This is a genomic window from Mesorhizobium sp. B3-1-8, from assembly GCF_006439495.1.
Taxonomy (GTDB): Bacteria; Pseudomonadota; Alphaproteobacteria; order Rhizobiales; family Rhizobiaceae; genus Mesorhizobium.
Genome location: NZ_VFTK01000034.1, coordinates 1 through 18601, shown reverse-complemented (window position 1 = coordinate 18601; position 18601 = coordinate 1). Strand labels below are relative to the sequence as shown.

The window sequence follows — 18601 nt, the reverse complement described above, 5'->3', positions numbered from 1 at the left end:
CTTCCCTTGTCTTTGTGCGGCCCTCGCCGCTGTCCAAGCCAATATGAGGATAGGCGGGCCGGCGGCAAAGCGGGCAAACACAGAATGGACTGTGTCATAAAAGTGAACGACTGGTCAAAATATGTTCACCAATCCATCACCGGCTTCGGCTTGCAACGCCGGTGATTTCCGTTCCATCTGGGGCGCGCTTCCACAAGGAGACGATCTTGGACAATCCGACGAGCCGCCCGAATGTTCTCCTCATCACCTGCGACCAGTGGCGTGGCGATTGCCTGTCGGCCGCCGGCCACCCGGTGGTGAAGACGCCGAATGCGGATGCGCTCGCCGCGCGAGGCGTGCTCTTCCGCCGGCACTACGGAGGCGCAGCGCCCTGCTCGCCGGCCCGCGCTTGCCTCTATACCGGGCTCTACCAGATGAACAATCGTGTCTGCCGCAACGGCACGCCGCTCGACGCGCGCCATGGCAATATCGCGCTTTCGGCGCGCGCGGCGGGCTACGATCCGACCCTTTTCGGCTACACCGATGTCTCGCTCGATCCCCGACAACTCTCCCCCGAGGATCCGCGGCTGCGTAGCTATGAAGGCGTGCTGCCGGGATTCACCGTGCGCCAAGCCCTGCCCGAGCATCAGAAGCAGTGGCTGTCATGGCTGCAGGCGCAGGGCATCGATACCGGCGCGGGTAGCCCCGGCATCCACCGTCCGGCCAACGGGCAAGCGGAACGCGACGTGACCAACGCCCCGCCGGTCTATTCGCAAGACCAGACGCCGACCGCTTTCCTGGCCGGCGAATTCATCCGCTGGCTCGGCGAGCAGGAGAAGAGCGTGCCGTGGTTCGCGCATGTCTCCTTCATCAGCCCGCACCCGCCCTTCATCGTGCCGGAACCCTACAACACGATGTACGATCCAGGCGATGGTCCCGCCTTCCGGCGCGCTGCAAGCTGGCAGGCCGAGGCGGAAAGCCATCCCTATGTCGCTTACGATCTCGACCGGCAGAAGCGGACAAAATTCGTTCCCGGCATCGAAGGCAAGGTGCCGGACTGGAGCGAGGAAAATTTCCGCTTAATCCGCACGATCTATTACGGCATGATCGCCGAGGTCGACGCGCAGCTCGGCCGCATCTGGCGGGCGATCAAATCGGCGGACGCCTGGGACGACACCGTCATCGTGCTGACCTCCGACCATGCCGAGATGATGGGCGATCATTTCATGCTCGGCAAAGGCGGCTTCTTCGACGCCAGCTACCACATTCCGTTGATCATCCGCGATCCGCGCCGGAGCGCCGGGGCCGGTTCATCCGTCGACCGTTTCACGGAAGCGGTCGATATCTTCCCGACCTTGCTCGACCTGATCGGCGCCGCGCCACAGCGCCATCTCGACGGCCGTTCGCTCGTGCCCTGGATCGAGGGCAAGAAGCCGGAGACCTGGCGCGACGCGGCGCATTGGGAGTTTGATTTCCGTACAGTCGCCAAAGATGAAGCGGAGCGCCATTTCGGTATCGCATCGAGCGCCTGCAACCTTGCCGTCATCCGCGCGGCCGAGTTCAAATATGTCCATTTCGGCGGCGGTCTGCCGGCGCTTCTCTTCGACCTCTCGAAAGACCCGGACGAGTTGAACAACGTGGCAGGCGACCCGGCCTATCTGCCCGTACGGCTTGAGTTCGCCGAAAGGATGCTCGCCTGGCGCGCCGCGCATCTCGATCAGTCGCTGGCATTGGCGGAACTGACGGAAGATGGCGTGGTTGGGTACGTGAGTCAGGCAGTAGGCAGTAGGCAGTAGGCAGTAGGCAGTGAATATCCCAACCGTGGGTTGCTTCGCCAACTTTTCTTCGTCTACTGCCTATTTCCTACTGCCTACTGCCTAATCCCTATCCCCTATTTCAACATCATCCGCTGCTGGTCGCGGTTGGCGGCATAACTGCTCTTGTCGTAGGCCGTCTGCGCCTGCAGCTGTTCCTTGGTGAAGTTGGTGTAGAGATATTTGTTGCCGTTCTTGTCGGTCATGAATTTGAGCTTATCCATGCCGATCGCCACTTCCTTGGCGCCGATGCCGAGGAAGCCGCCGACATCGATGACCACCGCGTCCGGCTTGTTGTCGGGCGTCAGCACGACATCGCCGATGGAACCGATCTTGGCATCGTTGGCGCCATAGACCGTCGTGCCCTTGAGGTCGTCGACGCGGATGTTGCCCATCGGCATTTCGCTCAGCGTCGATTTGTCGATGGAAGCGGTCTTGGTCTGGTCGGTTGCGGCGGTGCCGTTATCGGCGGGCTTGTTCTCTGCCGTGCTCTGGGCCGGCGGCGTCGCAGGTTTGTTCTCGGCCGTCGACTTGGCGGGCTCTGCCGGTTTGGCCCCCTTGTCGGAGGTCGTATCCGAAGACACCACAGCGGGCGTGGTCGCCGCAGGAGCGTTGCTCGCGGCCGTCGTCGAGCCGGGCGCCGGATCATAGGCCTTGCGGTTGAAATCGGGCTGGGCCTGCAGCTCCTCCTTCGTCGTCTCGGCCACCAGCCAGCGGTCGCCGTTCTTCTCCGCCCATTTCGCCTTGGCGAAGTCATAGGTGACGTTCTTCGTGCCGATGCCGAGGAAGCCGCCGACGCCGATCACCAGCGACTCGGCCTTGCCGTCCTTGGCAAGCACGATGTCCTTCACGTCGCCGATCTTCTGGGCGTCGTCCGCGGTGCCGTTATAGACCGACTCGCCCATGATGTTGGTGGCGAGGTTGCCCTCGGCCTTGTTCACCGGCTCAGCCGGTGCGGCCGCCGGAGCCTGCGTTGTGGTCGTGTTGTTAGCAGGTTGCGTAGCGTCGGCCGACTGCGCTGGCGCCGGATCATAAGGCTTGCGGTCGAATGCCGGCAGAGCGTTCAGTTCATCTTTCGTGGACTTGGCGACTAGCCAGCGGTCGCCGTTCTTCTCGGCCCATTCCAGCTTGCCGTAGTCGAAAGCGACGTCCTTCTTGCCGACGCCGAGGAACCCGCCGACCCCGATAATGGCGGATTTGGCCTTGCCGCTGGAATCCAAGACGACATCGTCGACCTTGCCGATGTCCTGCGCGTCATCGCCGGTGCCGTTATAGACGGACTCACCGATGATGTTCGTCATCAGCGCGCCCTCCGAGCGCATGACCGGCGCTGGATTTTCGGCTGCTGGGGCTTGTGGAGCGGGGGCGGGCGTCGTCTGTGCAAAAGCGCCGCTTGCGAGCAGCGTCGCGATCGCGGTCGTCGCAAAAAGAGTGCGGATCATGATGGTCTCTCCTCGTGCCTGATTTGTATATGACACTGCCTCGACCAACCTCTGAGCGGCGGGTCGGGAGCGGCAGTGTCGACAGGTTCACAACGTCGTGACCGGGGTGTTGTTCCAACCACAACGCATCCACGACTGGCTGGAATCCTGAACCTCCGGTGGAACCTTTGCGGCCGCATCTTCGTTCCGGCGTGCGGCTGAGGGTCTGCCGGCTCAAACTGACCTGAAGCGACACGGAGTGGTGCATGCGGTTTGCTGCGGTGCTGAACCAGGACGGCGGCACGCTCCGCACCATCGATTTGGAAGCATTTTCCGAACAGTTGCGTCACACGCTCGAAGCGGCCGGACATTCGGTCGAGATCGATATCGTCGCCGGCCGCGACATCGCCACGGCGCTGGAGAAGGCCATCGCTAGGCGGAACATCGACGTCGTTCTTGCCGGAGGCGGCGACGGCACGATTTCCACCGCGGCGTCCCTCCTCATGAACAAGAAGAAGGTCCTGGCCATCTTGCCCGCCGGCACGATGAACCTCTTCGCGCGCGGCCTGGGCATTCCGCAGACACTGGAAGCCGCCCTGCAATCCTTCGCCGATGGCGAGGTGATCGCGGTCGATATGGCCAGCGCCAACGGCCAGCCTTTCGTGCACCAGTTCTCCGTCGGCATGCACGCTGAGATGGTTCAGCTGCGCGAAAAAATGGACTTCGGCTCGCGCCTTGGAAAGATGCAGGCATCCGTGCGCGCCGCATGGGCGGCGATCAACAATCCGCCCGCCCTCAAGGTCAGCCTGAGCGTCGGCGAGGCCGAGATCGTCACCCGCACCACCGGCATCGGCATCTCCAACAATCTGTTCGGCGAAGGCCATCTGCCCTATGCCGACAACCCGGCCGGCGGCGTGCTAGGCATCTATGTCAGCGTCGCGCGCCAGCGTCATCACTTGGCAAAACTCCTGCTGGACATGCTGCGCGGGAGGCTGCGTCAGAGCGCGCATGTCGAAGTGCATCAGGCAGGCAGGGCTGTGCTGAAGATCCACTCGCCCGCCAAAAAGTTCAGCGCGGTGCTGGATGGCGAACTCGTCAGGCTGGAACGCGAAACAACGATCGAGATTCACCCCGGCGCGCTGAAAGTGCTCGTTCCGGCAAGCAATGCGCAGGCAAGGGCGGCGTGATGCGGGGATCAACCGCCCTGGACCGATTTCTGAGCCGCAGGCGGCGCTTCCGGCACGGTCTGCTGCGTCGTCGGCGATTTGATCAGTTCGCCGTAAATCTCGACTGCCCCCCACGCGATGAAGGCGAGCAAGAGCCCGGCGATGAGGATCCTGAGCGCATGCCAGCCCCAATGCCCCTGGCGTGCTTTGTCTTCGGGTACGATCTTGGTCACTCTTGGCCTCCATGCTGCGCGGCGGCGGGCGCTTCAGGTACGGTCGGGTAACGGGTCTTGATCGGGAAGGTTCCGAACCAGGAATGACATCCGCCGCCTTGCCCAAGTCAGCGACGTTGGCCACGAGTTCCGCCGGCGTCCTCGCCCGCAGGAAAGATGCCGCCGAGCCTCCCTGAGGTCCCGGCGTTTCCTGAACCGCTTACGACATGTCCTGCGGGTCCTGCTTCGGTGGCGTGGGCTTGGCGTTCTCACGATAGATGGCGTAGGCGACGACCGCCAGGGCGGGCGCGATGGCGGCTCCCAGCCCGCCCTTGCTCTTGGCAAGGGCCGGAAGCAGGGCAAGTGCCGCAGTAACGCCCAGCGCGGTCATGTCGGCCTGCCGCCGTCTTGCGCGCCGCCTGCTGCGCATGCTGGTCGTCAGCTTGTGAATGAGGAGGATGAGCCCGGCAAGCACCAGGAAGCCGATGCCGAAGCCGAGGCTGCTCGCCACCGGCCCGTAGCGTGCCGCCAGCCAGATATAGGCGGCGCCGATGAGGAAACCGACGCCGCACAGAGCAAAAACGGCGGCAAGTCCGTAAAGGATTGCCGTCGTCCGCGCCCTGTGCAAGGCGGCCATGGCCTCGCCCGAGGCGAGGGCCGAGATCAGCGAGACAAGCGCCCCCATTTGCGGTTAGCGGCGGGAAAGCAGGGCGAAGAGGAAACCGACGCCCGCCGCGATGGCCAGCGACGTCACCGGCTTCTCCCGCACTTTGGCGATCAGTTGCGCTTCGATGTCCTCGGCATTTCCCCGCATGCTCTCGAACGCGGCTTCGCCCTGCGCCCGCAACTGCTCGACGCCATCCGCGGCGGCGCGACGGGCCGCGCCATAGCCGTGTTGACCGGTCTTGGCGAGCTGCTCCGTAAGTTTCTGGATATCCGCCTTCAGTTGCTCGATATCGGCCTCGAGGTCGGCAGTGGTTGCTTGGTCCGTTGCGGATTTGCCTGCGGCGGTTGCCATTCTCTAACTCCTTGCGTTTGCGTAGGTTTCAACGCCCGTCCAGCGCCATGGTTCCGGTCGTCGCGACCCTGGGCATCCTAGATGAGTGGCCTGCGTTCCTCGCCCAGTCCCTCCCATCGGGCAAGCTTCTTCAGTCCATCATAGTCGATCACTTCGCAGCCGCCATCTCGCCACATCACGAGCTTGCGGTCCATCAGCTTGCGGATGGTCTTGTTGGTATGGACCAGCGAAAGGCCGAGCGTGTCGGCGATATGCTGTTGTGTGATCGGAATCTGCACCGGTGTCTTGCCATTCAATCCGGCGCTGCGCGCCCGACCGGCGATGAAGGCGACGAGATAGGCCGCTCGTTCGAGCGCGGTGCGGCGGCCGATGCTGAGCAGGTTCTCGTCCAGCATGCGCTCCTCGCGCGACGCGATCCAGGTGATGTCATAGGCAAGGCCGGGATGGTTGCGATAGAGTTCCTGCAGCTGGTCGCGTTCGAAGACGCACAGCAGCATCGGCGACAGCGCTTCGACGGAATGCTGCATCTCGCCCATCAGGCTTCCCTGCAGGCCGATGAGGTCGCCGGGCATGGAGAAATTGAGGATCTGCCGACGTCCGTCGGGCAAAAGCTTGTAGCGGAACGCCCAGCCGGACAGCACGGTATAGAGATGCGCGCTGTGGCTGCCTTCGACCAGGACTGTCGCCCCCTTGTCGACCGCAAGTTCGCCGTGCTTGAAGGTGCCGATGAATGACAATTCCTGCTTGTCGAACTCACGGAACGCCGGCAACGGCCGCAACGGGCACTTTTCACAAGGATATTGACGGCTGGCAGCCGCGCGTGCGCTTTGGCCGGACACTTCGACCCCTCTTCGAAATCCCTGCCCCTTATGGGCGCAAGGAAACGCTTGAGACCGGCAGGGGTTCCGTGAGGCTGGAACCCATGTCTTTTTTAAATGACATGGCGGCCAATTCCGCGCATGAGTGCGGCCCTGCCGAGGAGACACTGATAAGTGCCAGCGCTGCTTGATGGACTGCGTATTCTCGTTCTGGAAGACGAGTTCCTGATCGCGATGGATGTCGAGCAGCTTTGCCGCGACCACGGCGCCGCGGATGTGACGATCGCGCGTGAACTCGGCGAGATCGACGGGCAGGCGCTGCCTGCGCGCTTCGACGCGGCGGTTGTCGACCTGATGCTCGGCGGCGTCTCGACTCTGGATTTCGCCGCGCGGCTGCGCAGCGAGGGCGTGCCGTTCGTATTTGCCTCCGGCTATTCGGATTCGGACGAGATCAAGGGTTCGTTTCCGGATATCCGGCTGATCGCCAAGCCCTACTCAGGCGACGATCTGATCGAAGCCGTGGCCATGGCCTGCGGCCGGGCAAAGGCGGCCTGAGGCCATCCTTGCAATCGCAATCGTAACCGGTCGGTTCAAGCCGCGTTCGAACCTGTGACCTGCGCCGAGATCGCGTCGGGCCCGAACTCGTCCTCGCCGGAAATCTTGAGGATTTCCTGGAGCCTGGCGCGCGCCCGGCTGACGCGGCTCTTGATCGTGCCGACGGCACAGCCGCAGATCTCGGCGGCTTCTTCATAGGAGAAGCCGGAGGCGCCGATCAGGATGATGGCCTCGCGCTGGTCCTCGGGCAGCTGCTCGAGCGCGCCGCGGAAATCCTTGAGGTCGAGCTGGCCATGCTGGGCCGGATGAACGGCAAGCCTGGCCGTCATGATGCCGTCGCTGTCCTGAACTTCGCGGCCGCGCTTGCGCATCTGCGAATAGAATTCATTGCGCAGGATGGTGAACAGCCAGGCCTTCAGGTTGGTGCCGGGCTGGAAGCTCTCATGCTTGTCCCACGCCTTGACCAGCGTTTCCTGGACGAGGTCGTCGGCCCGGTCCGCATTCTGCGTCAGCGACACGGCAAAGGCGCGAAGACTCGGGATCGCACCGAGCAACTCGGTCTTGAAGCTCTGGGATACCACCGCCATGCCTCAGTCCTTTTTCTGGGCAGGTTCGGTCTGTTCCAGTTGGCTGAGCAACTGAGCGAAACGGTCCGGCACATGGTCCGAGACCAACTCGTCATAATATTGTTTGAGCTTGCGGGCTATCTCTGAGTTTGCCCCAAGCGGATTACCGTCCCCGTTCCGATGCCTGCTTGCAGCATCAGCCAACTGTTTTTTCTTCATTTCTTTCATAGTCGCCCTAGTTTCCAGCGCCTGAACCGCTCTTCGACTTCAAACCACAACGCAAGCGGGACCTTCGTCTGGTTGCCCATCCCAAACCCCGAAACGCCCGCTTGCTAATTTAGTTCCACAGCCGGCGGAACTTTTTCCGAAAGCCGGCGTTTGATTTTCAGGGGCATGCAATCAGTGCGGCCTTGAACGTGCAACGTCATTTGAGGGAGACGTCGATAATGAGTTTGTCCGCAACCATCGCGCCGCATCTTCCGTTCCTGCGCCGCTTCTCGCGGGCGGTATCGGGATCGCAGGAGAGCGGTGACGCGTTGGTCGCCGCGATGCTGGAAGCCATCATCGCCGATACCAATATCTTCCCCGAAGCCTCGAGCGACCGTATTGCGCTGTACAAGGTTTTCGCCAGACTGTTCACCTCCGTGGCCATCCGCGTGCCGCAGGAACAGGCCCAGACCGCCTGGGAGCAGCGGGCCGCGGCCAATCTGAATGCCATCGCGCCCCTGCCGAGGCAGGCTTTCCTTCTGGTTGCCGTCGAGGGCTTCAGCGAGGACGAGGCGGCGGAAATCCTCGATGTAGACGAGGACGAATTCTCGGAACTGCTTGCCCAGGCAAGCAACGAGATTTCCCGGCAGGTCGCGACCGACGTGCTGATCATCGAGGACGAGCCGCTGATCGCCATGGACATCGAGGAAATGGTCGAGAGTCTCGGCCACCGTGTGGTCGGCACGGCGCGCACCCATGCCGAGGCCGTGGCCGTGTTCGGCAGGACGCGGCCGAAAATGGTTCTGGCCGACATCCAACTCGCCGACGGCAGCTCGGGCATCGAAGCCGTCAACGAGATCTTGTCCTCGACGCCGGTGCCGGTGATCTTCATCACCGCCTTCCCGGAACGCCTGCTGACCGGCGAGCGCCCCGAACCGGCCTTCCTGGTCACCAAGCCGTTCAATCCCGACATGGTCAAGGCTTTGATCAGCCAGGCCCTGTTCTTCGACCGTCAGGCCAAGGCCGCTGCCTGATCCTTCCGGAGCCTGGACCTCGAGCGTCATGCGAGGCCCTCCGCCGCGCGTGACGCCTGGCCCGTTTGGGGTCTGAAAAGCCCTTTCAAGGGGATCGTCTTTTTCAGCAAATGGTGGAACAAACGACACCGAGCCACGTTCTTTTCCCGACGTAAGAAGGAGACGCATCATGCTGTACTGGGCGCTCGTATTTCTCGTAGTTGCGATCATCGCCGGCGCGCTTGGGTTCGGCGGCATCGCCGGCTCATCGGCGGGCATCGCGCAGATCCTGTTCTTCATTTTCCTCGCCTTCCTGGTGATTTCGCTCATCGCAGGCCTTTTCAGGAGAGCCTGACCGCGACACTGGAAGCCGCACCCCTCAAACGGTTTCCAGCCACCGTCGGACGGCGCCTCGAAAGAGCACCGTCCGGCGGACCGTTTTTGGAGAGCCCCCTGCGATTTCAGGGCCACTGCGATTTCAAGGCCACTGCGATTTCAAGGCGCTGGCTCAGGCGGAACCAGTTGCGGATTGAGCCGTTCCAGGACCGAGTGCGGGATGTTCCAATGCCTTCCGAGGGTCCCACGAAAGACAGGGTTGAAAAGCAGAAAGGCGAAGTGATCGCGATGCATCCCTCGGAGAGCGGGATGCAGTTGGGGCGGGCCCTGCTTCATGCCCTGCACAATGCCGGGATTTCGGTTGTCTACGAGGATCGGCAGATGGAAACGGTCTGGGCGCGCAACATGAACGCGCCCTGGGCGTCCGATACGGCCGCCGGCAAGGACTTGCTCTCGCCGGCGCAGGCCGAACGCATAAGGGCCGCCAAACTCAAGGTAATCGAATCCGGCAACGCGGACCAGCTCGAGCTCAGCATTCCGGGACACCAGGGCGTACGTTGGTTCCAGCTTTGGATCGATGCCGACCGTGGCGACGCCGGCGACGTCCTCGGCGTCGTCACCACGATGGTGGAGACGACGGAGCAGAAACGCCGCGAGCAGACGCTGAAGGCGTTGCTGCGCGAAGTCAGCCATCGATCGAAAAATCTTCTGGCCATCATCCAGAGCATCGCCACTCAGACCGGGCGCTATACGGAGACGCTCGGCGAGTTCCTGGCGCGATTTCGCGGCCGGCTGCAATCGCTCTCGTCCTCGCAGGATCTGGTCACATCCTCCAACTGGCGGGGAGCGGCGTTGCAGGAGCTCGTCTCCGGCCAGGTCGGCCGCTACAGCAGCGATCTGGCCAACAGTCTGCGGTTCGCGGGCGAAAATCCCTATCTCAACCCCAATGCCGCCCTGCATATCGGCCTGGCGATGCATGAGCTGGCCGTGAATTCCGTGAGCTACGGCGCGCTGTCGCGGCCGGAGGGCCATGTCGAGGTTCGCGCCAGGCTCGAGACCGAAAACGGAACCTCGCCCAACCTTCTGCTGACTTGGACGGAGGCGGTCGACGACGCGCCGCGCAATGAGAAGCGCTTCGGCAGCGTGGCGCTGGAACGCGTCGTGCCGATGTCGCTGAATGGCTCAGCGACGCTGGAAATCGGCAAGGACCGCATGGAATACCGTCTCACCGTCCCGCACGGGAATTTCGAGACGGATTGACGGTGCCGCCGATGGCGTGAGAGCAATTCCAGGAAAGTGCGCAACGGGTCAGGCTAATGCGTGTCGCGCAAAAGTGTGCAGCGGTTTTGCGATAACGACATGCATGAAAACAAAGCCTTGAAGCGCGTCGCCTGGATCCGCTTCAGCGCGACGCGCTTTACGCGCTTTACGCGCTTTACGCGGCTTCGCCGTAGCTGTCCGTCCGGAATTGCGTCAAAACGGAGAGGGAGCGCTTTGCCGGCGGAGGCCCTTAACCGGCTGTTCACCATAAAGTCCGATCCTGTGCTCCCGGCTGACGATGCGCCGGAAACCCCATCCGCCCCCCGCACGACCTGGGGAGACTGAAATGATGGTTGCCGACATGAACAGGTTGGAGCAGGCCGCCCGCGTCTCGATGAGCGGCTTCCAGGATGCCGAGCCGCCGCCGGCGCCGCGGTCGTCGCATCTTTCGCTCCGCCTGGGCGCGATCGCGCTTCTGGCCGCCATGGCGCTGACCGCGGCCTGGCAACTGCTCTGACCCCGCATGCGGCTTTGACGTCCAGACTTCAGCGCGCCGCCATTTCGCGCGGAGCGCTTCAAGCTCCGGCCCCGGAACTTTTGTTCGCCGAGATTCGTTGTTGGCGGCGAGAGGTTTGGAGCCATGGAACACATCGCCGCATTGCTCTTCGTCGTCGGCTGTTCGAGCACGATGGCCGATTGCCGGGAACTCCAAGTGCCCGTCAGCGTCTTCGAGACGGCGCAGGCCTGCGTCGCCGAAAGGCCATTCGCCCTCGGCGACCTGCAGGGCCAGGCCCCCCGCATCATCGGCAAATGCCTCGCCGTGGATCCCGCGCTGGAGGACGACTACGACCGGATCGTCTGGAACGTGCGGCCCGACGGCACGCTGGCAGCATCGCTGGAGGTGTCCGGCATGCTTGTCGCGTCGAACGGCGGGCGCTCCGAAAAAGACTATGTTAGGCAACAGTAGAATCTGGCAGGCAAAACAGGTTTTTTCATGCTAAACGGTCGCTGGCACTGCCGAAAGTGAGGACAAAAGTGAGGAGCAATTCTATGCGGAAGATGATCATTGCCATGGTTGCTGTGGTCGCCGTCAGCGGCTGCACCACGACCGAGCAGGACGTTGTCGGCGGCGGCCTGATCGGCGCCGGTGTGGGCGGCCTGGTCGGCGGCAGCAAGGGTGCGCTGATCGGCGCGGCCGTCGGCGCCGGGTCGGGCCTCTTGGTTCGCAACCTTCGCAACGGCTACTGCGTGTATCGCCGCCATGACGGCACGACCTACCGGGCCCGCTGCAACTAGTTCCTTAGCGAAGAGAACCGGAGGCGGGTAGCCGGCCTCCGGTCCTCTTCGAATTCAAATGGCTGACTCGCCAGCCGAGGGCTGTTGGCCCGCTCACGCGATCAGCGGGATCCTGATTTCCACCTTCAATCCATCGTCGTGATAGTCGCGCGCGATCGTGCCGCGCAATTCGCGTGTGACGTTGAGATCTATCAACTTGGTGCCGAAGCCGGTCTTGACTGGCGCTTCCAGTTCCGTCTGACCCGCCTCGCGCCAGTTCAGGACCAGCGTCCTCTCGCGGTCGCGGCCTTCGACGCTCCAGTCGACCTTGAGAGCCCAGCTTCCCTTGACCGAATTGGCCGAACCGCCGGCCTCGCCATATTTCAGCGCGTTGGTGGCGAGTTCATGAAAGGTCAGCCCGAGCGCCTGCGTCGTCGTCTCGTCCAGCAGCACTTTCGGCCCTGACAACACGCCTTCGGGAAGGTCCTTGCCGAACACCTGCCCGAGCTCGATGCGCAGCAGGTCGCCGAGATCGGCTTTCTGCCAGCGCGAGCGCGTGAGCATATCCTGCGATGCCGCCATGGCCTGCAGGCGCGCCGAGAACGAAGCCGAAAACTCCTTGACGTCGGTGGCTTGCGAGGCCGTCTGCCGCGCGATCGCCAGCACGCGGGTGATCGAATTCTTGATGCGGTGCTTCATCTCCTGCAGGATCAGGTCCTTTTCCAGCAGGCTCTTTTCGGTCGCCTCGTGCAGCGCCGATTTCGCGTCATAGGCGCGTTCCTGATAGCGCGCCACCAAGGCGATGGCGCCGGCGAGCAGCAGCCCGAACAGCCCGAGCATCACCGGGATGGCGCGCGAGGACGGCGGCTCGAATGCGCTTGTCGGCCGAAACAACAAGGTCCACGGCTCGCCCGCCACGACGATATCGCGGCGTGCCAAAAGCTTCGCGCCGATGCGTTCCGCCGGCGGCGCCTCCGAACGGAACAGCAAATTGCCGGCCTCGGGCTTGCCGTCATAGACCTCGACATTGACCGGCAGCAGCGGCGAATGGCTGAGCGCGACCTGGAACAGGTCCTGCGCGCGGAAGGCAACGTAAAGAAAACCGGCCGTCGAGGAGCGGCTTGCATTGATGACGTCGGGCGCGGTTTCGACGTTCAGCCGCACGAAAACCAGGAATCCGGTGAAGGTCTGCGCCACGCCGGCGCCTTGGCCGAGCTGGACCATGCCGCTCGCATGCTGCTGGTCATCCGCCATCGCCTCTTCGATCGCCGCGCGCCGTACCGGCTCGGTGAACATGTCGAAACCGATGATCGACTGGTTGGACGTGTCGAGCGGCTCGAACAGCACGATCGGCGTTCGCCATTGCTGCGTCGTGGCGGGATAGATCGGATGCGCCGACCCATGGTCGTGCAGGATGTCGCGTTCCACCGCCGCCTCGTCGCCGGTCTTGGCGAGCCTCAGGAAGCCGATGCCGCGCAGCCCAGCGAAATTATCGTCGATGTCAAGCGCGGTGAAGAAGGCCTTGAATTCGCCGCGCGAGATGTCGCCGTTGCGGGCATCGAACAGCGCCTGCGTCGAACGCAGCAGCGACAGATGCAGGTCGATGCGGCTCTCGATGCGGCTCAGCGCGTCATCGGCGGTACCCTCGAACTTGATCCGAGCCGCCTCTTGCGTCGCGAAATAGGCAAACCCCGCCATCGTCAGGCTGATCAGCGCGACGGCGACGAAGGCAACGATCGGAAAGAGCTTCTTCAAATCAAGGATGCGGCCCGTGGACGGTCGACGACCTTTATGGGCAAGTCTCCGCGCCAACACAATGGCGCGGTCAAATCATCACTGCGGCTGGTACATCACGCAGTCGTTAATTAGCCGGCTACTATCATGCCGCTATCTTCAGCGCGCCTGGACCCGGAATGGCGCCTGGCGGGCATTTGCCCAGGATGATCATTCCGAGCACCTCGTCCTGGGTGACGTCGGTGGTGCGCGCGGTCCCGACCACCTGGCCGTTCTTCATCACGCAGACCCGGTCGGCGAGCTCGAACACGTCGTGGATGTCGTGGCTGATCAGGAAGATGCCGATGCCGTCGGCCTTGAGTTGCTTGACCAGTTCGCCGACTTGCGCCGTCTCTTGCGGACCGAGCGCCGCCGTCGGCTCGTCCATGATCAGGATGCGGGCGTTGAACAGGATCGCGCGCGCGATCGCCACCGACTGCCGCTGTCCGCCCGACAGCTTGATGACCGGCTCCTTGAAGCGCTGGAAGCGTGGATTGAGGCGGCCCATCACCTTGCGCGCCTCGGCTTCCATGGCGACGTCGTCCAGCGTGCCCCAGCCCGTCATCAGCTCGCGGCCGAGGAACAGGTTGGCGGCGGCATCGACATTGTCGGCCAGCGCCAGCGTCTGGTAGATCGTCTCGACGCCATATTTCTTGGCATCGCGCGGATTGGAGATCGAAGCCTCCTCGCCATTGATGAATATCTGCCCGCTGTCGCGCTTGTAGGCGCCGGACAGGATCTTGATCAGCGTCGATTTGCCCGCGCCATTGTGGCCGAGCAGCGCCATCACTTCGCCGGGGAAAAGATCGACCGAGGCGTCGTCGACGGCGCGGATGCCGCCGAAGGCGATCGAGATGTTGCGCATGTCGACCAGCGGAACGCCGGCGGGAGCGATTTTGTCAGCCATGATCCTTCTCCTCCCTATAGTCCATGCTTGAGCATGATCTCGTCCGAAAACCGGTTTCCACTTTTCGGCATCATGCTCAGACGCGCTTGCGATAGATGGTGTCGAGCCAGACCGCGACGACCAGTACGGCGCCGACGACGATGCTCTGCAGCGGCGAATCGACGCCGAGCAGCACCATGCCGGACTGCAGCGACTGCATCAGCAATGCGCCCAGCATGGCGCCGAGCACGGTGCCGGAACCGCCGGCGAGCGACGTGCCGCCGATGACTGCCGCGGCAATGACCAGCAGTTCGTCCAGCGTCCCCAGCACATTTGTCGAGGAGTTCTGCCTGGCCGACGAGATCGCCGCCGCGATCGTCGCCAGCACGCCCATGATCATGAACACCTTCATGGTGATCCAGCGCGTGTTGATGCCGGCGAGATTGGCTGCTTCCGGATTGCCGCCGATGGCGAAGACGTAGCGGCCGAAGCGCGTGCGCTTGGTGACGAAGGTCATGATCAGGCCGACGGCAACGGCCATCAGCACCGGAATGGCGATGCCATGCGCGATGAACAGCCCGCCTTCGGGAACGGTGATGTTGTTGGCGGCGGCGTAGCGGTTCACGATGCCGACCGGCCACGGATAGGAATTGGCGAGCCACACCGCGCCCAGGATGACCGCGCAGGTGACCGTGGCGAGCAGCGTCTCGGCCCAGACCGGACGCAGCGGGAAGCGGAAGCGCTTGCGCTGCACGCGGCCGTTGAAATGCATGAAGATAACCGCCAGGCAGGCGACGATGCCGACGGCCCAACTCCATCTGGCGCCGATCGAGCCCGCCGGGCCGCCGCCCATCAGCTGGAAGGTGGCGTCGAGCGGCGCCACCGTCTGGCCGCTGGTGACCCACCAGGCAGCGCCACGCCATACCAGCAATCCGCCCAGCGTCACGATGAAGGCCGGCACTTCGAGATAGGCGATGATGAAGCCCTGGAAGGCGCCGATGATGAGGCCGAGCGCCAGGCCGATCAGCAATGCCAGCACCCAGATCCACGGATTGCCCAGCTCAAGCCCGACGAAGCGCACCAGGAAATGCACCTGGGCAAAGCCCATGACCATGCCGATCACCCCTTCGGCCGATCCGACCGACAGGTCGATGTTGCGCATGACGATGACCAGCACCATGCCGGAGGCCATGATCGCCACGGCCGAAGTCTGCACCGACAGGTTCCACAGGTTGCGCGGCGTGAGAAACGTGCGGCTGTCGAAGTCGAGCGGATTGACGCCGAGGCGCAGGCTGGAAATCACATGCAGCCCGATCCAGATCAAGAGCAGCGCGCCGATCATGCCGAGCATGCGGGTGTCGAGCTCGGTCGCCTTCAGGAACCGGGCGACGGCGCCGAGTTCGGACGCGCGCGCGGTGTCCGCCGGTTGGGTAGACGTCGTGTCGGTCATGATTTCCTCCCGCCGGCCTGCCCGTCTGGCGCGGATGCCTGGCCAAGCCTAGAAGCTATCCGCCAGAGGCGGAAACACAAATCTTTTTGAGAAAACGCCGCGGCTTTCAGGCCGCGGCGCAGGGATTTTGATCGAGAGCCGGCAGACTCAGTTGCAGGCCTTGACGCTACCGGCGGCAACGCCCGCGCAGACTTCGTCCTTCTTGATCCAGCCGGCGTCGATGACGACGTTGAGATTGTCCTTGGTGATCGCGATCGGAGTCAGGAACAGCGACTTGACGGTGTTGCCGCCGGGCGTCGTGAAGTCCTTGGCGCCGGCGATGTCGCCCATCTTCTTGCCGTCGGCGAGCTGCGAGGCGATCTCGGCGGCGTTCTTGCCGAGCTCGCGCGCGTCTTTCCACACCGACACGGTCTGCGTACCGAGCGCGATGCGGTTGAGCGCCGCGTGGTCGCCGTCCTGGCCCGAGACCGGAACGGTGCCGGCCAGGCCTTGCGCCGTCAGCGCCGCGACGACGCCGCCCGCGGTGCCGTCATTGGCCGCCACGACCGCGTCGACCTTGTTGTCGTTGGCGGTCAGGAACTGCTCCATATTCTTCTGCGCGTTGGCGGGCAGCCAACCGTCGGTATAGGCCTCGCCGACATTTTTGATCTTACCGCTGTCGATCGCCTCCTTCAGCACTTCCATGGAGCCCGAGAACAGGAAGTCGGCGTTCGGATCGGCGCCCGAGCCCTTGATGAAGACATAATTGCCTTCGGGCTTGACCTTGAACACCTCGCGGGCCTGCATGCGGCCGACTTCCTTGTTGTCGAAGGTCAGGTAGAACACGTCCTTGTTCTCGATCAGGCGGTCGTAGCCGACGACCGGAATGCCTTCATCGAGCGCCTTCTGCACCGCCGGGCCGATTGCCGAGGCGTCCTGCGCCAGGATGATCAGCGCGTTGGCGCCTTGCGAGATCAGGCTTTCGACGTCGGTCAGCTGCTTGCCCGGATTGGACTGCGCGTCGGCCGAGATATACTTGTCGCCGGCGGCCTCGATGGCGGCCTTCATCGCCGCTTCGTCGGTCTTCCAGCGCTCTTCCTGGAAATTCGACCACGACACGCCGATCACCTTGTCCTTCGCCTCGGCGACCGACGCCAGCGTCAGCGACATGGCAACGCCCGCCAGAATGGCGGCTGCGAATTTCTTCATGATATCCTCCCTGCGCCTGTGCGGCGCGACCCAGACTGGCCCGAAGGCCGGCATAGAGGCTTTTTTTCGAGCCTCAAAAAAATAGTGATCCAGCAAAACGACGCTGTCAACTGCGATTCTGATGGGTTTTGATGGGTCAGGGCATTTTTTTCGACATCCGCAATAAATAATGACACAGGCTGCGGCTTCTGCCACTATCCCTAGCATGTCACCGACAGGCCATGGCATCATCATCACAAGGCCGCGATGACTGGGAGGACGTGCGAGACGATGTCGGTCGGAATCCGTCACGACGATTTGCGCCGGCGCAACCGCGCCATGGTGATTTCGGCCGTGCGCCGCGCCGGCCAGCCCTCGCGCACGGAGATTGCCGCCACCACCGGGCTCAGCCACTCGACCATTTCGGCGATCTCCGCCGATCTGATCCAGGAAGGCATTCTCACCGAAAGCAAGGCCAGCGAGCCGACGGCGTTGAAACGCGGCCGACCGCAGATCGGTCTGGCGCTGAACCCCGAAGCCGCCGCGGTGCTGACCGTGGTGCTGTCGCTGAACTTCCTGTCGGTCGCCGTGATCGACTATGCCGGCCAGGTGGTTGCCGAGGAGCAGCAGCGCCTCGACACGCTTGTCATGCCCCGCGACGAGCTGATCGGCGAATGCATGGCGATCGTCCGGCGCCGGCTGGGGGATCCCGACCTCGACGTGGGCAGCGTCGCCCGCATCGCCATGGGCATTCAGGGCATCACCGATTCCCATTCACGCGCCATGCTGTGGTCGCCGATCACGCCGCTGACCGACATCCCTTTCGCCGACCTCCTCGAACGGGAATTCGGTATTCCCGCCACCATGGAGAACGACTGCAACATGATGGCGGTGGCGCTGCAATGGCGCGATCCCGAGCGCTATCGCGACGACTTCATCGCCATCCTGCTCTCGCACGGTATCGGCATGGGCCTGGTGCTGAAGGGCGCGCTGTTCAGCGGCACGCATTCCTCCGGCGGCGAGTTCGGCCATATGATCCATCGTCCGGGCGGCGCGCTTTGCCGCTGCGGCCGCCGCGGCTGCGTCGAGGCCTATGCCGGCAATTACGCGATCTGGCGCAGCGCCATGGGAATAAGCGAGGACGCCACGCCGACCGACGTCGGCGACGCCGATATGCGCGCGCTGGCCGCGAAAGCCCGGCAGGAGGACGGACCCGAACGGGAAGCTTATCGCCGGGCCGGCGAAGCGCTCGGTTTCGGCCTCGGCAGCCTGTTCGCCCTCATCGACCCGGCGCCTGTCGCCATGGTCGGCGTAAGCGCGGCCGCCTTCGACCTGATCGAGCCGGCGCTGCGAGAGGCGATCGCCCAGACCGCCGGCGGCCAGCACTCGGAATCGATCTCCTTCGACACCGAGCCGAACGAACTGCCGCTTATCCGCGAAGGCTGCGCCATGCGCGCCCTGACCTTCGTCGATCAGGAGGTTTTCGCGCCGGGGGTGCAGGCCAAAGCGGGGGCCGGGAAGAACGTGGCCTGAGCGAACGTGGCGCTGAAGCCGCGAATCGCACCAACGTTGGAGATTGGCCGAAGCCACCGCGACTTCGTCATTCCAGGGCGGAGCAAGGAGCGAAGCGACGCGCGCAGACCCGAGGATCCATTCCGTGACTTCCACGCGCCGCTATGGCGCAG

The 18601-nt window shown here is 63.6% G+C and carries 21 protein-coding genes; 10 read left to right on the top strand and 11 right to left on the bottom strand.

Going from position 1 to position 18601, the window contains the following annotated elements:
* Positions 1-206 precede the first annotated feature (206 nt).
* Positions 207-1775: an alkaline phosphatase family protein gene (locus FJ424_RS25935; protein ID WP_140657978.1), complete on the top strand. Its 1569-nt coding sequence runs from the start codon at positions 207-209 to the stop codon at positions 1773-1775.
* A gap of 95 nt (positions 1776-1870) precedes the next feature.
* Here the strand turns inward: FJ424_RS25935 and FJ424_RS25930 are convergent, their stop codons facing one another.
* Complete coding sequence (locus FJ424_RS25930; RefSeq protein ID WP_140657980.1) at positions 1871-3235, bottom strand: PRC-barrel domain-containing protein; 1365 nt, start codon at positions 3233-3235, stop codon at positions 1871-1873.
* Positions 3236-3480: 245 nt separating this feature from the next.
* Here FJ424_RS25930 and FJ424_RS25925 point away from each other — a divergent pair, with 245 nt between their 5' ends.
* Entirely contained in the window at positions 3481-4401 is a 921-nt protein-coding gene (locus FJ424_RS25925; RefSeq protein WP_140657982.1) for a diacylglycerol kinase family protein, read from the top strand.
* A gap of 8 nt (positions 4402-4409) precedes the next feature.
* Here FJ424_RS25925 and FJ424_RS25920 read toward each other — a convergent pair whose 3' ends face one another.
* The 4 genes from FJ424_RS25920 to FJ424_RS25905 form a co-directional block, all read right to left on the bottom strand.
* A complete protein-coding gene (locus FJ424_RS25920; RefSeq protein ID WP_140657984.1) occupies positions 4410-4613 on the bottom strand; it encodes a hypothetical protein in 204 nt (67 codons plus the stop codon).
* A 199-nt stretch (positions 4614-4812) separates the two neighbouring features.
* Positions 4813-5277, bottom strand: coding sequence for a phage holin family protein (locus tag FJ424_RS25915; RefSeq protein ID WP_140657986.1), 465 nt, complete (start codon positions 5275-5277; stop codon positions 4813-4815).
* A 6-nt stretch (positions 5278-5283) separates the two neighbouring features.
* Entirely contained in the window at positions 5284-5610 is a 327-nt protein-coding gene (locus FJ424_RS25910) for a DUF883 family protein (protein WP_140648111.1), read from the bottom strand.
* Positions 5611-5687: 77 nt separating this feature from the next.
* Positions 5688-6449: a Crp/Fnr family transcriptional regulator gene (locus FJ424_RS25905; RefSeq protein WP_140657988.1), complete on the bottom strand. Its 762-nt coding sequence runs from the start codon at positions 6447-6449 to the stop codon at positions 5688-5690.
* Positions 6450-6602: 153 nt separating this feature from the next.
* Here FJ424_RS25905 and FJ424_RS25900 point away from each other — a divergent pair, with 153 nt between their 5' ends.
* On the top strand, positions 6603-6983 hold the full coding sequence (locus FJ424_RS25900) for a response regulator (RefSeq protein WP_140657990.1): 381 nt from the start codon (positions 6603-6605) through the stop codon (positions 6981-6983).
* A 35-nt stretch (positions 6984-7018) separates the two neighbouring features.
* Here FJ424_RS25900 and FJ424_RS25895 read toward each other — a convergent pair whose 3' ends face one another.
* Positions 7019-7570 (bottom strand): RNA polymerase sigma factor, encoded by a 552-nt coding sequence (locus FJ424_RS25895; protein ID WP_140648114.1) that lies wholly within the window; start codon positions 7568-7570, stop codon positions 7019-7021.
* Positions 7571-7573: 3 nt separating this feature from the next.
* Entirely contained in the window at positions 7574-7777 is a 204-nt protein-coding gene (locus FJ424_RS25890) for a NepR family anti-sigma factor (protein WP_140648115.1), read from the bottom strand.
* Positions 7778-7995: 218 nt separating this feature from the next.
* Here FJ424_RS25890 and FJ424_RS25885 point away from each other — a divergent pair, with 218 nt between their 5' ends.
* The 6 genes from FJ424_RS25885 to FJ424_RS25865 all read left to right on the top strand — a co-directional run bounded on the left by FJ424_RS25885 (position 7996) and on the right by FJ424_RS25865 (position 11661).
* Positions 7996-8790 (top strand): response regulator, encoded by a 795-nt coding sequence (locus FJ424_RS25885; protein WP_140648116.1) that lies wholly within the window; start codon positions 7996-7998, stop codon positions 8788-8790.
* Positions 8791-8959: 169 nt separating this feature from the next.
* Positions 8960-9124 carry a DUF1328 domain-containing protein gene (locus FJ424_RS25880; RefSeq protein ID WP_140657992.1) on the top strand — a complete coding sequence of 55 codons (165 nt, stop codon included), beginning with the start codon at positions 8960-8962 and terminating at the stop codon, positions 9122-9124.
* 290 nt (positions 9125-9414) lie between these two features.
* Positions 9415-10365: a sensor histidine kinase gene (locus tag FJ424_RS25875; protein ID WP_246672543.1), complete on the top strand. Its 951-nt coding sequence runs from the start codon at positions 9415-9417 to the stop codon at positions 10363-10365.
* Positions 10366-10711: 346 nt separating this feature from the next.
* Positions 10712-10882 (top strand): hypothetical protein, encoded by a 171-nt coding sequence (locus tag FJ424_RS33705; RefSeq protein ID WP_181167148.1) that lies wholly within the window; start codon positions 10712-10714, stop codon positions 10880-10882.
* Between the two features lie 123 nt (positions 10883-11005).
* Positions 11006-11332 carry a hypothetical protein gene (locus FJ424_RS25870; protein WP_140657994.1) on the top strand — a complete coding sequence of 109 codons (327 nt, stop codon included), beginning with the start codon at positions 11006-11008 and terminating at the stop codon, positions 11330-11332.
* A gap of 83 nt (positions 11333-11415) precedes the next feature.
* Positions 11416-11661, top strand: a complete 246-nt coding sequence (locus tag FJ424_RS25865) for a YMGG-like glycine zipper-containing protein (RefSeq protein ID WP_140648119.1) — start codon at positions 11416-11418, stop codon at positions 11659-11661.
* Between the two features lie 93 nt (positions 11662-11754).
* Here FJ424_RS25865 and FJ424_RS25860 read toward each other — a convergent pair whose 3' ends face one another.
* The 4 genes from FJ424_RS25860 to xylF all read right to left on the bottom strand — a co-directional run bounded on the left by FJ424_RS25860 (position 11755) and on the right by xylF (position 16937).
* Entirely contained in the window at positions 11755-13395 is a 1641-nt protein-coding gene (locus FJ424_RS25860) for a CHASE domain-containing protein (RefSeq protein ID WP_140657996.1), read from the bottom strand.
* 124 nt (positions 13396-13519) lie between these two features.
* The gene (locus tag FJ424_RS25855; protein ID WP_140657998.1) at positions 13520-14320 is read right to left on the bottom strand and encodes an ATP-binding cassette domain-containing protein; all 801 of its coding nucleotides are present in this window, start codon (positions 14318-14320) and stop codon (positions 13520-13522) included.
* A 76-nt stretch (positions 14321-14396) separates the two neighbouring features.
* Positions 14397-15749: a sugar ABC transporter permease gene (locus FJ424_RS25850; RefSeq protein WP_140658000.1), complete on the bottom strand. Its 1353-nt coding sequence runs from the start codon at positions 15747-15749 to the stop codon at positions 14397-14399.
* Positions 15750-15896: 147 nt separating this feature from the next.
* A complete protein-coding gene (gene xylF, locus FJ424_RS25845) occupies positions 15897-16937 on the bottom strand; it encodes a D-xylose ABC transporter substrate-binding protein (protein ID WP_140648123.1) in 1041 nt (346 codons plus the stop codon).
* Positions 16938-17207: 270 nt separating this feature from the next.
* Here xylF and FJ424_RS25840 point away from each other — a divergent pair, with 270 nt between their 5' ends.
* A complete protein-coding gene (locus tag FJ424_RS25840; RefSeq protein WP_140658002.1) occupies positions 17208-18449 on the top strand; it encodes an ROK family protein in 1242 nt (413 codons plus the stop codon).
* Positions 18450-18601 lie beyond the last annotated feature (152 nt).